13 protein-coding genes are annotated in these 15196 nt (G+C 43.9%); 1 reads left to right on the top strand and 12 read right to left on the bottom strand.

All coding sequences use genetic code 11. The features are described 5' to 3' along the window. Positions 1–16: 16 nt before the first annotated feature. A complete protein-coding gene (locus tag LJE12_RS01455) occupies positions 17–859 on the bottom strand; it encodes a sugar phosphate isomerase/epimerase family protein (protein WP_022381137.1) in 843 nt (280 codons plus the stop codon). 298 nt (positions 860–1157) lie between these two features. Here LJE12_RS01455 and LJE12_RS01450 point away from each other — a divergent pair, with 298 nt between their 5' ends. Further along, positions 1158–2066 carry a LysR family transcriptional regulator gene (locus LJE12_RS01450; protein ID WP_227226270.1) on the top strand — a complete coding sequence of 303 codons (909 nt, stop codon included), beginning with the start codon at positions 1158–1160 and terminating at the stop codon, positions 2064–2066. 151 nt (positions 2067–2217) lie between these two features. On the opposite strand, the gene LJE12_RS01445 is transcribed toward LJE12_RS01450, so the two are convergent. The 11 genes from LJE12_RS01445 to alaS all read right to left on the bottom strand — a co-directional run bounded on the left by LJE12_RS01445 (position 2218) and on the right by alaS (position 15132). Further along, a complete protein-coding gene (locus LJE12_RS01445) occupies positions 2218–3006 on the bottom strand; it encodes a shikimate kinase (protein WP_022381135.1) in 789 nt (262 codons plus the stop codon). A 254-nt stretch (positions 3007–3260) separates the two neighbouring features. Further along, entirely contained in the window at positions 3261–4493 is a 1233-nt protein-coding gene (locus tag LJE12_RS01440) for a D-alanyl-D-alanine carboxypeptidase family protein (protein ID WP_227226268.1), read from the bottom strand. 180 nt (positions 4494–4673) lie between these two features. Then, entirely contained in the window at positions 4674–5468 is a 795-nt protein-coding gene (locus tag LJE12_RS01435; protein ID WP_128866098.1) for a zinc dependent phospholipase C family protein, read from the bottom strand. 18 nt (positions 5469–5486) lie between these two features. Continuing rightward, on the bottom strand, positions 5487–6056 hold the full coding sequence (gene scpB, locus LJE12_RS01430) for an SMC-Scp complex subunit ScpB (protein WP_008704505.1): 570 nt from the start codon (positions 6054–6056) through the stop codon (positions 5487–5489). 43 nt (positions 6057–6099) lie between these two features. After that, the gene (locus LJE12_RS01425; RefSeq protein WP_118613263.1) at positions 6100–6891 is read right to left on the bottom strand and encodes a segregation and condensation protein A; all 792 of its coding nucleotides are present in this window, start codon (positions 6889–6891) and stop codon (positions 6100–6102) included. 67 nt (positions 6892–6958) lie between these two features. Continuing rightward, positions 6959–7768, bottom strand: a complete 810-nt coding sequence (locus tag LJE12_RS01420; RefSeq protein ID WP_227226266.1) for a metallophosphoesterase — start codon at positions 7766–7768, stop codon at positions 6959–6961. 58 nt (positions 7769–7826) lie between these two features. Continuing rightward, positions 7827–8861 (bottom strand): molybdopterin-binding protein, encoded by a 1035-nt coding sequence (locus LJE12_RS01415; RefSeq protein WP_055053455.1) that lies wholly within the window; start codon positions 8859–8861, stop codon positions 7827–7829. Between the two features lie 115 nt (positions 8862–8976). Further along, positions 8977–10176 carry a D-alanyl-D-alanine carboxypeptidase family protein gene (locus tag LJE12_RS01410; RefSeq protein WP_227226263.1) on the bottom strand — a complete coding sequence of 400 codons (1200 nt, stop codon included), beginning with the start codon at positions 10174–10176 and terminating at the stop codon, positions 8977–8979. 173 nt (positions 10177–10349) lie between these two features. Next, positions 10350–11837 carry a cardiolipin synthase gene (gene cls / locus LJE12_RS01405; protein ID WP_227226321.1) on the bottom strand — a complete coding sequence of 496 codons (1488 nt, stop codon included), beginning with the start codon at positions 11835–11837 and terminating at the stop codon, positions 10350–10352. Between the two features lie 189 nt (positions 11838–12026). After that, positions 12027–12203, bottom strand: coding sequence for a 30S ribosomal protein S21 (gene rpsU, locus LJE12_RS01400; protein ID WP_004222305.1), 177 nt, complete (start codon positions 12201–12203; stop codon positions 12027–12029). Between the two features lie 289 nt (positions 12204–12492). Beyond that, complete coding sequence (gene alaS, locus LJE12_RS01395; RefSeq protein ID WP_055059416.1) at positions 12493–15132, bottom strand: alanine--tRNA ligase; 2640 nt, start codon at positions 15130–15132, stop codon at positions 12493–12495. Positions 15133–15196 lie beyond the last annotated feature (64 nt).

The raw sequence follows: 15196 nt of genomic DNA, 5'->3' as shown, positions 1-15196 counted from the left end.
TTTATCCGTCAGATACTTACTGAAGAACCTCCGGCCATGCTTCCTCAAGCACTTTCTTTGTGTTCTCATATGTATGGTTTGCAGCATATTCAAGTCCTTTTGCAAGGATTGCATCGCTGATGACTTCTACACCGATTGCGTTTGGTTTGATTCCTTTTTCTTTTACCATCTTAACGAACGCTGCTGTACATCCGATTCCTGTTCCGGGAGCAAGACGGTCATGCATGGATTCGTCTCTTAAGATCGTTGTTGCATATGGTCTTTCCCATACATCGTTGATCTGGATGGATACGATCTTGTCTGCCGGGATGTCTTCGATCACAGAAAGGTCAACCGGCTGATTTGCTCTTACCCAGTGCCAGGTATCCATGATCAGTTTTGCATTCTCGCAGTCAGCTGCCTTTACAACTGCCCAGCCTTTTTTCATATCTGGGATTCCGCTGTATGGCATTGGTTCAACACCGATGATGTATTTTCCTGCTCTCTGGCATAATTCTCTTAATTTCTGAGCAGTATATTCTACGGAGTAGTTTTCCATCAGACCACAGTTGATCTGTTTTACGTCAAATAATTCACACATATGGAAGCAGAGCTGTTCTTTGTATTTCTGTTCGTAAGATCTGTGTTCTTCAGCCCACTGTACGATGTACTCAACCTCTGTTACTTTCATACCATGTTTGTCCAGAATAGCAAGAATGTCTTTGTCAAAAAGTCCCTCATTCAACGCATCTACATAAGTTTCTGCACGAAGGCCGATTCCTTCGTATCCTGCGTTCTTTGCAGCGATCACTCTGTCTTCAAATTTGCACTGATCTCCCAGTGTCCAGGAACTGATTGTAATTGGAAATTCTTTTGACATCTTTTTGTCCTCCTGATAAAATCGCATAATTTTTCTATTTATTTTGATAATATTTTGTATCTTTTTGATATAAGCATTATATATCTTTGTTAAATATAAAACAAATTAGTTCTATCCTTTAAATTCATAGATTTTTTCAATACATCATGATATAATCTACGTATATGACAAATACAGCGCGGATTATTTGTGCAAGAGTGACTATAATTATAGTTTTCCGAAGCATTAAAGGACTATGAAAGCCTGCACATAAAATATAGTCACTTATAAAATATTTATCAGAGAAAGGAGTTTTTCTATGAACCTGTATCATCTGCGGTACTTTTCTACGCTGGCTCATATTGAACATTACACAAAAGCCGCTGATATTCTGGCGATCACCCAGCCTTCGCTGAGTTATGCGATCTCCACTCTTGAGGAAGAACTGGGCGTAAAACTATTTGAAAAAAATGGAAGGAATGTTACTCTTACCAAGTATGGAAAAGTTTTCCTGAATGACGTGGAAGAGGTACTGAACCGTCTGGACTCTTCTGTGAACAGTCTGAAGCTGGCAGGTAAAGGGGAAGGCTGCATTGATGTGGTATTCCTGCGTACACTTGGAATTGATTTTCTTCCTAAGATCATGCGGGGATTTCTGGAGGAAAATCCTACTAAAAAGATAGATTTTAATCTGTATTGTGATAAAGTTTTAACATCTGATATTCTGAACGGATTAAAAGAGAAGAAATACGATCTGGGGTTCTGTTCCAAACTTGATAATGAGCCGCTGATTGAGTTTATTCCGGTTGCCAGACAGGAGCTGGTTGTGATCGTACCTCTGGATCATCCGCTGGCAGTAAAGGATGAAGTACGGCTGGAGGATACCATTCTTTATAAACAGATTATATTTAAGAAGAGAAGTGGTCTGAGACAGATCATTGACGGACTATTTGAATGTATCGGGCAGACACCGGATGTGGCTTATGAGATTGACGAGGATCAGGTTGCTGCAGGCTTTGTCTCCAACGGCTTTGGAATCTGCGTAGCTCCCAATATTCCAATCCTGCAGTCTCTGAATGTAAAGATCCTTCCCTTAGTTTCTCCAAGCTGGCAGAGAAACTTCTATATGGCGATGCTGAAGAACGTATACCATCCACCGGTTGTGGAAGCATTTAAGAAATATGTGATCGAACAGGCACAGAAGGAATGGGATTATAAGACCAGCTGATCTGACACAATAAAATATCAGAATACAAAAAGATATGGGACTGTCCCGTCAGTCGAGATACCCCATATCTTTTTATAATAACCGATACATTCAATATTATGACTTGATATCCGGCGCTTCTGATATCATAAACCAGATCTGTCATGTTATATTATTTTTCTTCATCCATGGTGCGGAGTCTGTGTACCAGTTCTTCGCAGATTTCCAGTTCGTTCTTGCCGTCTGTTTCGATGATGATATCAGCCGCTGCCTCGTATTTAGCGCGGCGTTTCTCCATCAGATCTGCGATAAATGGAACAGTCTTATTGTTCTCGATCAGCGGACGGTCATGGTTATTTTTGACGCGGTCAAGGATTGTCTCCGGTTTTGCTGTGAGGAGAACAACACGGCCATTCTTCTTCATCTCTACTACATTGCACTCTCTCATTGGAGTACCACCGCCGCAGGAGATCACAACATTGCTGCGTGACTGCATTTCGATAAGCAGGTTTGTCTCAAGGTCACGGAAATACTGCTCACCGTATGTCTCGAAGATATCGGAAATACTCATTCCCTGTCTCTGGGCAATGATCTGATCCATCTCTACCACATCCATGGCAAATACATTCTTAAGGAAATCAGAAATTGTGGACTTTCCGGCACCCATGAAACCGATCAGCACGATGTTGTAGTTGAAGAGTTTTCTTGCCTGGATCCGTTTACTGTTTGTGCGGATGCATTCAAATACATCGGAAACCTCATCCTTATGGCGTCTGCCTTCCATTCTCTTCTCCAGCCATTCTTTCTGCTTCGCTTCCTGCTCAGGCTGTAAAATCTGGAGTCCGTTGGCTTCTTTATATGCCATAATGTCCTCCACGATCCTGTTACGCATGATAAGTGCATCCAGAATGATCTCATCACACTGGCCAAGACTCTCTCTGAGTATTTCTAACTGATTCATATCTCTTTCCTCTGTCTTTCCTATGTCAGCTTGCAGCAGACCGCAGATCAGCCACAGGCTGACATAAACTATTCACGAACGGCAATATATGAATGCCGACTGTTAAGATTTATTATATCAATATCGCTTTCGTATAGCAACCCTTTAAACCATTAAATTGTTTCATCTGTTCGATAGTTTTTTTCTATGAATTCGGCAAACAATTCTATGGCAAGACTCTGATGACGGTTCTTTAAGGTTCCCATATAATATATCTAATGAAAAAAATCATGAAATACTTTTTCAGTGTACCATTTAAAACTGATTTTTTCCACTGATTTCTCCGCATAGACCGGATAAAAATCTATCAGTTTTCCATCCAGGTAATAGGCAATGCGGCCAAGCTTCTCCCCCTTAAGAACCGGTGCACTGACTTTCTGTGGAATTTCTATTTTACAGGTTACAGTTTCCCCTTTTTTCAGAAGGACTTCTTTTTCCCTGTCATATGCGGTTACACTGCATTTACCCCTCAGATAGATTTTCGTTCCTATATCCTGACCATCTTCCACACCGTCTGTTACCAGGATTTTTCCGGTCTGTGGTTCTTTCCAGTAGGTTTCGTACTCATAGTTGTAATCTCCGAAGTCCAGCAGTTTCTCTGTGTCACTCCATTTATAGGTTTTGTGGTTGGGCCACCCACAGCCAAGGAGGCTGACGATAAATGTTTTGCCCTCTTTTTCCCAGGCACATACATAACAGTAGCCAGCCTGGGAAGTATAGCCTGTTTTTCCGGCAAGAACTCCGTCTCTCATGTCGAGAAATGCATTGGCATTATGTACGGAAAAGGTTCTCTTTCCTGTGATCTCAGAGAATGTATAGTCTCTGGTCTGTGCAATGTGCAGGAATGTTTCGTTTTTAACAGCATAGCGCATGATCAGTGCCAGATCTGCGGCTGTTGTGTGATGTTTTCCATTCTCATCCTCAGCATCCAGGCCATTGGGTGTGATAAAATACGTATTCTTACATCCTATCTGTTTTGCTTTCCGGTTGAGCATTCTGGCAAAGCCTTCCACGCTTCCCCCGCAGTGTTCTGCAATGGCAACCGCTGTATCATTGTGGCTTTTCAGCATAAGGGAGTACAGAAGATCCTCCAGATAATACTGTTCTCCTTTCTGAAGTCCCAGCTTTACTTCCGGCTGGGATGCCGCATTCTGAGAAACCTGAACATAATCATCCCCCGGAGAGTTCTCCAGTGCCACAATACAGGTAAGCACCTTGGTTGTGCTGGCATTTGCCAGAGGACGCTCCCCGTCCTTTTCATAGAGTACTCTGCCGGACTCTCCGTCCATAAGGACTGCTGATAATGCGTACAGTTCTGCCGGTTCTTCTGCAACAGGTGTCATGTCTACTGTCTGAGGTATTTTGTACTCCGCTCCCCGGGCGGAGGTGTATGTCTGCGTAAACAATAATACCGCCGTCACAACAATGACAGCGGCAATATGTTTCATTCTCATACTCCACCTCACATGCTGGCAATCCATGAATATCACTGTTCATAATTTACGGTTATTCACAGATTTGTTGTTTACAGGATATCTGCAGGATTTTGCTTCACCCTATAAGATAATTTATGCCTGCATGTCCGGAATATGACTGTCACAGTTCCGAAAAATATCGGGATATGCCCATTACCCGTTATAAGTCCGGTCCCATCTTTTGCTCAGATGATAAGCTCCCTCTCTTAAGGTATAAAGTTCTCCCAGATATTCCACAGCTTCAGGAACCGCCTCTCTGTAAAGCCTCTCAAGTTCAGGCATGGGAGCTTTTGCCTGCTCTACTGCTTCGGCAGTCATGAAATGTTCAATGACAGAGCCGATGGACTCTCCTCCCAGTCTCAGAAGTTTCCCCAGAATCCTGCGTTTTCTTCCATGGTCATCACACACCATGAAATTGGTAAGAATTTTCATCATCCTGACAGAAATATAAATGTTCATGGTTTTCACCAGAGGAATGGCCCTGTGGATCACTCTGGCATATTCCATCTTCGGCATGATCCCGCAGGCCGGATAATAATGGTCGGGATCTTTACCTGTCTCTTCCATAAGCACACGGTCAAATTCCTTCTCCAGAACAATGTGAGGAATGACGCCTTCTGCAGCCATCTTATTTACATAGGGATGGCATGCGGAGTCCAGAATATAATGACAGCCAAACCCAAGAAGATATGCAAAGAGTGCCTCATCGTTATTTCTTCTGACCTGCCGCATCCCTTCTTCAAAAAAGGCTCTTGCCTTCTCATGATGCATCTCAATCCCGAACTGAGTGACAGGATTCTTTGAAACCATATAGTAGAACAGGATATCCGGCCCATGTAAACCAATCCTGTACAGATCTCCATGTCTGCGGATCAGAGCTTTCATATCTGAAGGCAGTCTCTTATATACTTCTTTTCCAAATAAATCATGTGCATATGTGGTTGGCATTATTTTTTCTCCTTTATCTTACACATCCAGTTTCAGCTGGATTTCTTCCTCTGCCTCTGCCTTAAAGTCCTCTATCTGGACAGGGTCAGGGACAGGCAGGGATTCCAGATCCTGTACGCCGAAGCAGCGCAGAAACTCTTCCGTGGTCCCGAGCAGGATCGGACGTCCAGGGGCATCCAGACGCCCCAGCTCCCTGACCAGACTGTATTCTACCAGCTTGTTGATGGCGTGGTCACATTTTACCCCTCGGATCTTCTCGATCTCCGCCTTTGTAACCGGCTGTTTGTATGCAATGATGGATAAGGTTTCCAGCATAACATCTGACAGTGCCGGCTTCTGAGGATGCAGGGCAATATTGATCAGATACTGATAATATTCTTTCTTTGTACACATCTGGAAAGAATTCTCCAACTCTATGATCTGGATGCCTCTGTTCTCTTCCTGATAACGGTCCATCATATTGCGGATGATCCTTCCTGTTGTCTTCTCGTCCACACCGATGGCTCTGGCGATCCGGGGCAGTTCTACGGAACCGCCCATTGCAAAAAGTATTGCTTCTATCGCAGCTTCTGTCTCCTTAATCTTCACTCAGTCTTCCTCATTCCTTTTATTACATATTGATCTCTGTATTCTATGGTTCATCTTCCGCAAATTCTGTAAGATTCTTCCATGTATCCGGGTCTGTCTGTACTTCAACAGAGATATCATCGAACAGTCCGTCCTGCTCTACATGGATATGTCCCATTTTCATCAGTTCCAGTATGGAGAGAAAGGTGACGATCACCTGTACTTTCGAGCACTGACTCTCCAGGAGATTGCGGAAGCTGAATTTTTGATGGGTACGGGCAAAATCTTTGATCTCTATCATCTTATCAGACAGACTGACCTCTTCCTTCTCTATGGTTCCGAATTTGCTTCGGATAGGATCGACCTTGTCTTCCTGCCTGCGGATGATAGACTTGTAGATTGCATTCAGCTTCTCCAGTGTGAGACCTGCCAGAAGTTCCTTGGGATCTACAGGCTCTCTGTACTGCAGTACCTCATCGGGAAGAGTGGGCTCTTTAAAGAATACATTTGCCGCATCGTCCATCTTGTCTTTCAGCTCATAGGACATAAACTTATACATCTTATATTCCAGAAGTTTCTCCACCAGTTCCGCTCTTGGATCTTCCTCTTCTCCCTCCTCATTGACTTCTTTCGGGAGAAGCATTTTACACTTGATATCCAGCAATGTGGCTGCCATAACCATAAACTCGCTCATAACACCAAGGTCTTCCCGCTCCATGGCATGGATGTATTCCATATACTGATCTGTGATCTCCACGATGGGGATATCATAGATATCTATTTTATTTTTTTCGATAAGGTGCAGTAAGAGATCCAGAGGACCTTCAAATACTTCCAGCTTTACCGGAATTCCCATAGCACAGTCTTTTCCTTTTCAAGTAAATATTTCGCTGCCATACAGTCAGCAGACAGTAACAATATTCTCAGGCATTCGGTTTCAGATCCACCATCAGCAATTCCCTGGGATTATGGATCCTTACAGGTATGGTGTGTTCCCCTGCTCCTGCGCTTACCAGCATATGCTGTTCCTTCCTGTGGAAATCTCCGCAGCAGAACTTCGGAAATGGATGAAGCTGTGGGGAAAGCAGCCCATTGTGCCTGCCAATTCTTACAATCCCTCCATGATAATGTCCGCTCAGGATCAAATCTGCCCCCCAGTCAAAATAGGTTTCTCCATATTTGGGACTGTGGGCCAGAAGAATATTCAGGGAATCGGAAGATGGTTCTCCGATCAATTCCCTGACTTCCTCTCTTTTAAGCTGTGGAGAAAATGGCTTCTTATAATAAATCAGAGGTACTTCCAGACCATAGACAGTAAGGCTGGTTTTTCCCACCTGCAGGCTGCAGGATTCATTATGCAGGATATGGATCCCGGCTGTCTTCAGCTCCTTTTCATATTCCTGATATCGGGCTGCCATACAGTTCTCCTGAGGATCTGTCCTGTACAGCTTATATTCATGGTTTCCCAGTGCATAATAAACAGGATACTGCTGAGCCAGGCTCCTCAGAAGAGATGATGCAGTCTTTAAAGAAGCAGAATCATTTCTCACGACCATATCACCGGCAATGAGGATCCCATCCGGTCTGTACCGGTGGATCGTCTCCGAAAGCTTTCTGTTATCAGGGCCAAATTCCATGCCATGAAGATCTGCGATCACAGCAAATCTGATGCCTCTCGCATCCTTTATTTTGTTAGAATGGATTGTATAATGTACGGTTTTAAATCTTTTCATGCAAGTTTTCTTTTCCCTTTATGTTCACTTTGTGTCTGACAACGCATTTTGCGGGATATTATTTTCCGAATCCGCAGTTCGGGAATGTACAGACATCACAGTTCAGGCAGAGTCCACCCTCTCCAAGTTGGTTAATCTCTGATAACGTGATCTCATCATCTGCCATCAGTCTCGGCAGAAGCAGATCAAAGATGGTATTCTTTGCATACATAACACATCCCGGAAGCCCAAGGATCGGTATCTGCCTGCCGTCTTTCTCATAATAGGAAACCAGCATCATAGCTCCCGGAAGTACGGGTGCACCGTAGGATACGATGCGGGTTCCTGTTGCTTTGATCGCACCCGGAGTTCTGTCATCCGGATCTACGCTCATTCCACCGCTGCAGACTACCATATCGGCCCCCTCTTCGATAAATTTCAGGATGTCGGCTGTTATCTGCTCCATATCGTCACCCGGTTTTGTCTGACCGATGACCTCTGATGGAAATTTTGCAAATTTATCTCTCAGTACAGGAGTGAAGGTGTCAGTGATCAGACCTTTCTGCACTTCACTTCCTGTTGTTACGATACCCACCTTTTTCTTCTTATATGGCAGAATGGAAAAGATCGGCTCTGTGCCTGCCACCTCTGCTGCACGATCCATTTTCTCCTTCTCGATCACCAGAGGGATAATTCTGGTTCCTGCAAGTTTGTCGCCCTTCTTTACAGGAAAATCTCCATGGCGGGATGCAATCATCATCTCTCCAAGTGAGTTGACAGCCAGCAGAGCTTCTCTGCGGATCTTAAGCACTCCGTCAATGTCTGCGATCAACTCGATCTTTCCCTCTTTTATATCAGAACCATGCATGGTGTCCGAATCTCCGGCACAGATCTTATAAAGGATCTCTGCGCCTTCATTCTCATGAAGGATTCCTTCTTTCTTCTCCCACACATATAAATGTTCTTTTCCTACAGAGAGTAACAGAGGAATATCCTCTTCTCTGACAATATGACCTTTCTTAAAAAGCACCCCTTTTTTTACATCTTTGATAATCTGTGTGATGTCATGGCATAAAATGTGCCCTACGGCATCTTCTGTACGGATTTCTTTCATTATATAGTACCTTCCTTTTGTTTTTTATTTCCCTCAATACCCATTTGGATTTTATTATACATCGGATTGCTGTCCTTTGTCAAAAAATTATAAAACTGTCCAAAATACTTTTTGTCTACAGTCTCATGACAACTTTTTTCAGGCAGTCCGGATATGTGGCTTTTCCTGCATTTTCCCCATAAAGGATCCTCACTCTTCCCAGTTCCTTCCCATCGACGGAATAGATCATCTCCCCTGCCAGGGTGTTCTTTTTCACCGGGGCCTTTACTTCCCTGTGGATCCTCAGCTTTCTTTTTACATTTCCGATATTCTGTCCTGTGGTGTCCAGATAGTGAAACTGTTCTTCATAAACCAGGGAAACCGTTTTTTTCTTTCCATTTCTGACCGGGATCTCAGGCAGAGCTTCCATTTTCTTATCTATGTACAGGCTGCATTTTGAAAAGCCATAATTTAACATGGAGGCAGCATCTTTAAATCGCACTTTATAGTCCGGGGCTGCCATCACTACTGCGATCAGAGTAATGTCATTTCTTTTTGCAACTGCGCTGAGGCAGTATTTTGCAATGCTGGTGCTTCCTGTTTTCAGGCCGACACAGCCATCGTAGCTGCGGATCAGTTTGTTGGTATTGGTAAGTCCGAATTCCTTGGTCCCCTGCCTGGTCACATGGGTGATATTTTCCATCCATATGGAAGAATATTCCAGAATTTTCGGATATTTTGTAATCAGTTCCCTGCTCATGATGGCAATGTCCCTGGCTGTTGTGTAATGATCGGGAGATTCTGTCAGACCACAGCAGTCTTCAAAATGAGTATTTTTCATCCCAAGTCCTTCTGCCCGTTCATTCATGTGGCGGACAAATTCCTGTTCACTGCCGCAGATATGCTCTGCCATTGCTACGCTGGCATCGTTTCCTGACGCGATTACAATGCATTTGATCAGGGTTTCCACTGTCTGGATTTCCCCCTCCTCCAGAAACACCTGAGAACCGCCCATTGACTTTGCATGTGCACTGGTTGTGACTGTGTCGTCCATTTTCAGGCTGCCTTTATCCAGAGCATCAAAGATCAGGATCAGAGTCATGATCTTCGTGATACTGGCAGGGCTTCGTCTGGTATCCGCATCCTTCTGATAAACGACTGTTCCTGTCTGCGCTTCCATTAAGATTCCTGATGGTGCTTCAATAAGATCTGTGGATTCTGCCTGTTTGGTATTGCTTTCCTCGGGCAAAAAGATTCCGGCGGCATAAGCAGGGGTAATGATAGTGCAGACCATGATGATCACAGCGCATATTATGGAGATCCATTTTTTTCGCATATTCTCTCTCCGATCAATGTACCGGCAGGCTGCCGGCGCACGCTCTAAGACTACTTTCTTTATTCATTATATAGCAATCCAATAAAATAATGCATCTTAATCCGATCCGATACCTGATCATAATCAGATAAAAAGCACTGAAAACCATAAAAATACGATTTTCAGTGCTCATTTTACATCAGCGGCGCAAATGCGCGGAAAATATTCTGCATGATACGCAGCCCTATATTTCTGTTCAGGCAGAATTCCGGTTCTATTTGCCTGCAATATTCCATAGTCTGGATAAAATCATCTTTGATATCCTGTATTACTCTGTTTCTGTAGATCCATACACCATCCTCAAAATGAAGATAAAGACTTCGATAGTCCAGGTTGATGGTTCCCACAACTCCAATCTCATCATCACTCACAAAGGATTTTGCGTGAAGGAAACCGGGCTGATATTCATAAATCTTTACACCGGCTTCCAGAAGCTGCCTGTAATAGGACTGGGTAAGGATAAATACCAGCTTCTTGTCAGGGATTCCCGGCGTCATAATACGCACATCCACCCCGCTTTTGGCTGCCAGACAGAGGGCAGTCATCATCTCATTGTCTATGATCAGATAAGGAGTACAGATATATACATATTTTTTTGCTTTGTTGATAATGTTCAGATATACATCTTCACCGACAACCTCCTCATCCAGAGGTGTATCACAGAATGGCTGGACAAATCCGTCACTCTCAAATTCTTCCTCATGATATCTGTGGGGAAAATAGGCTTCATAATCAATACTTTCTTCAGATCTGCCGATCACCGCCCACATATGGAGAAACATTACCGTCATATTCCAGACAGCTTCCCCTTTGAGCATAACCGCCGTGTCCTTCCAGTGTCCGAAACGCTCTTTCTGGTTGATATATTCATCTGCAAGATTGATGCCTCCCGTAAATCCAACCCATCCGTCAATGATACAGAGCTTCCTGTGATCCCGGTTATTCTGGATAATATTCAAAATGGGACGGAAAGGATTAAATACCTGACATTTGATTCCTTTTTTCTGAAGCTCTTCATAATATTTATGGGGAAGTGTTGTAAGACATCCAAATCCATCATAAATCAGGCGCACATCCACACCCTCCGCAGCTTTCTCTTCCAGAATATTCAGGATTGTCTGCCACATCACCCCATCATTGATAATGAAATATTCAATAAAAATATATTTCTTCGCCTGTTTCAGTTCCCTCACAAGCACCGGAAACATATCATCTCCTACCTGAAAATACTCTGCAGTTGTGTTCTCATGGACCGGAAATCTGGAAACATCCGAAATATATCTGGACTGGTTTGAAGCCGAGGGATCCAGAGCCTCCAGCTTCTGCCTCGTCTGTGGCCGATCCCGCAGATACTCCCTGCTCTCCTCAATCCTCTGTTCAAAATGCTGCTGCATGATCGCAGCGATCCTGGAACGTCCAAATACAAAATATAATACCACTCCAAGGATTGGCAGGATCAGAATCAGCATTGTCCAGGCCAGTTTGTAGGAAGGGTTTATTTCCTTATTCAGGATCCATAATACCAGTACAATACCTATCAGCCTTAATCCGATATCAATATATCTGGAATAAGCGGCCAGACGCAGTACCATCATTAAGATCCATCCGAGCTGGACAAGCATTGCAACCGCAACATAAAAGATTCTGTTGAAAATCAGCTTTGCCAGTTTTTTAAACAGTAAAAGGATCCAGTTTTTCTTTTCTTTAAGTATTTTGTTATTTTCTGCCTTCAAGATTACTTCCTTCCCCTGATTATTGTCCAAATTATGATAAAAATCCCTGACAGAACTGCCAGGGATTTTTGCGCACAATTAATTATATTTACGTTTTCTTGCGGCTTCAGATTTCTTTTTACGACGAACGCTTGGTTTCTCGTAATGCTCTCTTTTGCGGATTTCCTGCTGGATTCCTGCTTTTGCACAGCTTCTCTTGAATCTGCGAAGAGCGCTATCTAAAGTCTCGTTCTCTTTTACGATTACGTTTGACATAGACTCACACCTAACCTCCCTCCAGTTGTAGATTGTGCTAAAATACAACTGTCTGGGTATTTTTTCTTGCACAAGTGATATTATATATCATTGCCTGTGGGTTCGTCAACATCTTTTTGGTTAAATTTTGCAGATTTTTTTAGTTACTATTCACACGCCACTATCCCGCGAGGTGTTTTGGCATGTATATGCCAAAATCCCGAGACATACCGCGCGAATTTATGCGATTAGCATAAATTCTGTGCATCGCGAAGCGTGTTGCTGGTCACAAAGTGAGCAGTAACAATTTTTACTTTATCTGACCTTCAAGGATTCCTGCTGCTGCATCTACGGCTTCCTGAGCTTTGGCAGGGTTCTTTCCACCGGCCTGAGCCATGTTCGGACGTCCGCCGCCGCCACCGCCTACGATAGCTGCCACTGCTTTGATCAGGTTACCTGCGTGGGCACCTGCTTTCTGTGCTGCGTCAGTAGCCATTGCAAGAAGATTTACTTTCTCACCGTTTACTGCTGCCAGAAGGACAACACCTTCACCAAGTTTGCCTTTCAGCTGGTCGCCAAGGTCACGAAGTCCGTTCATATCCACTCCGTCTACTTTTGCAGCAAGAAGTTTCACACCTTTGACTTCTACTACTTTATCCATAACATCTCCCAGAGCTCCCTGAGCCAGTTTGCTCTTTAAGGATTCGTTCTCACTGGAGAGTGCCTTTACTTCTCCCTGAAGATGTCCGATCTTCTCTACGATCTCTGCAGGATTTGCTTTGAGAGCTTTTGCAGCTTCATGAAGCAGTTCTTCCTGTTTCTTATAGTATTCCAGAACACCATTTCCTGTCAGAGCTTCAATACGGCGCACACCTGCTGCAATACCGGATTCGGAAACAATTTTGAACAGCATGATGTTGCCTGTGTTTGCCACATGAGTACCACCGCAGAGTTCCTTGGAGAAGTCGCCCATGGATACCACACGTACCTTCTGATCATATTTCTCTCCGAACAGAGCCATTGCTCCGGATTTCTTAGCCTCTTCCACATCCATAACATCTGTACGGACTTCAAGACCAGCCTGGATTTCTTTATTAACAAGCGCTTCTACCTGCGCGATCTCATCAGCTGTCATAGCCTGGAAATGAGCAAAGTCGAAACGAAGTCTGTCCGGTGTTACCAGAGAACCCTTCTGTTCTACATGACTTCCAAGAACTGTCTTTAATGCTTTCTGAAGAAGATGTGTTGCACTGTGGTTCTTCTCAGTGTCTCTTCTTGCAGCTTCATCCACTTTCAGGGAAACAGTTTCGCCTGTGGAGATCATACCGGATTCCATATGACCTACATGTCCGAATTTACCGCCGCGAAGCTTGATGGTGTCTTCTACTACGAACTTACCGTTTGCAGTTTCGATCACACCTGTATCTCCGACCTGTCCACCCATAGTTGCGTAGAATGGAGTCTGCTCTGTAAAGACTGTTCCTTTCTGTCCTTCCATCAGGGAGTTTACGATCTCTGTCTCTGTTGTAAGGACTGTTACTTTGGAATCAAAGGTAAGATGATCGTATCCTACGAATTCTGTTGTAACATTTACATCAATATCATCATATACAGTTGCGTCAGCACCCATATAGTTTGTCACTTCACGTGCAGAACGTGCTTTGTTTCTCTGCTCTTCCATACATTTCTGGAAGCCTGCCTCGTCAATATCATATCCTTTTTCCTCAAGGATCTCTTTTGTAAGATCCATCGGGAATCCGTAAGTATCATATAATTTGAATGCATTTTCGCCGGAAAGTGTTTTCTCTCCTGCTGCTTTCATCTCATCTTCCATCTCTCCAAGGATACGAAGACCCTGGTCAATGGTCTTGTTGAACTGGTTTTCTTCATTTGTGAGAACTTTAAAGATAAATTCTTTCTTCTCTTCCAGCTCCGGATATCCTGCTTTGGAACCATTGATCACTTCTTCACTTAATTTTGCAAGGAAGGTGCCTTCGATTCCAAGAAGACGTCCGTGACGTGCTGCACGACGGATCAGACGGCGGAGTACATAACCGCGGCCTTCGTTTGTAGGCATGATACCGTCGGAGATCATAAATGTTGCAGAACGGATATGGTCTGTGATCAGACGGATGGATACGTCATCATTATAATTCTTCTCGTATTCTTTTCCGGAGATCTTACATACCAGGTTACGCAGTGCGCAGATAGTATCTACATCGAAGATGGAATCTACGTCCTGCACAACAACTGCCAGACGTTCCAGACCCATACCTGTATCAATGTTCTTCTGTTTCAGTGTTGTATAATTTCCGTTTCCATCGTTCTCAAACTGAGTAAATACGTTGTTCCATACTTCCATGTAACGGTCGCAGTCACAGCCTACTGTACAGCCAGGTTTCCCGCAGCCGTATTTCTCTCCACGGTCATAGTAGATTTCTGAACATGGACCACAGGGACCTGCACCATGCTCCCAGAAGTTATCTTCTTTTCCAAAACGGAAAATTCTGTCAGCAGGGATTCCGATCTCTTTGTTCCAGATGTCAAATGCTTCGTCATCTTCCAGGTATACAGAAGGATAAAGACGGTTTGCATCCAGTCCTACTACTTCTGTCAGGAATTCCCAGGACCAGTGGATGGCTTCTGTCTTGAAATAGTCACCAAAGGAGAAGTTACCAAGCATCTCAAAGAATGTACCGTGACGTGCAGTTTTACCTACATTCTCGATATCACCTGTACGGATACATTTCTGGCAGGTACTTACTCTTGTTCTTGGCGGGATTTCAGCACCTGTAAAATATGGTTTCAGCGGAGCCATACCTGCGTTGATCAGCAGAAGACTCTTATCTCCCTGTGGTACCAGGGAAAAGCTTTTCATTACCAGATGTCCTTTGCTCTCCATGAAGTCGAGGAACATCTGACGAAGTTCGTTTACTCCGTATTTCTTCATAATCTTTTCCTCCTGAAATCGGCGGCACCGGTTCAGCAGTATCCGCCGATATTTCTATAATGAA

It is taken from the genome of Blautia sp. DFI.6.71, assembly GCF_020593585.1.
Lineage (GTDB): Bacteria > Bacillota > Clostridia > Lachnospirales > Lachnospiraceae > Blautia_A > Blautia_A wexlerae.
This window is presented reverse-complemented; position numbering and strand designations above follow the sequence as displayed.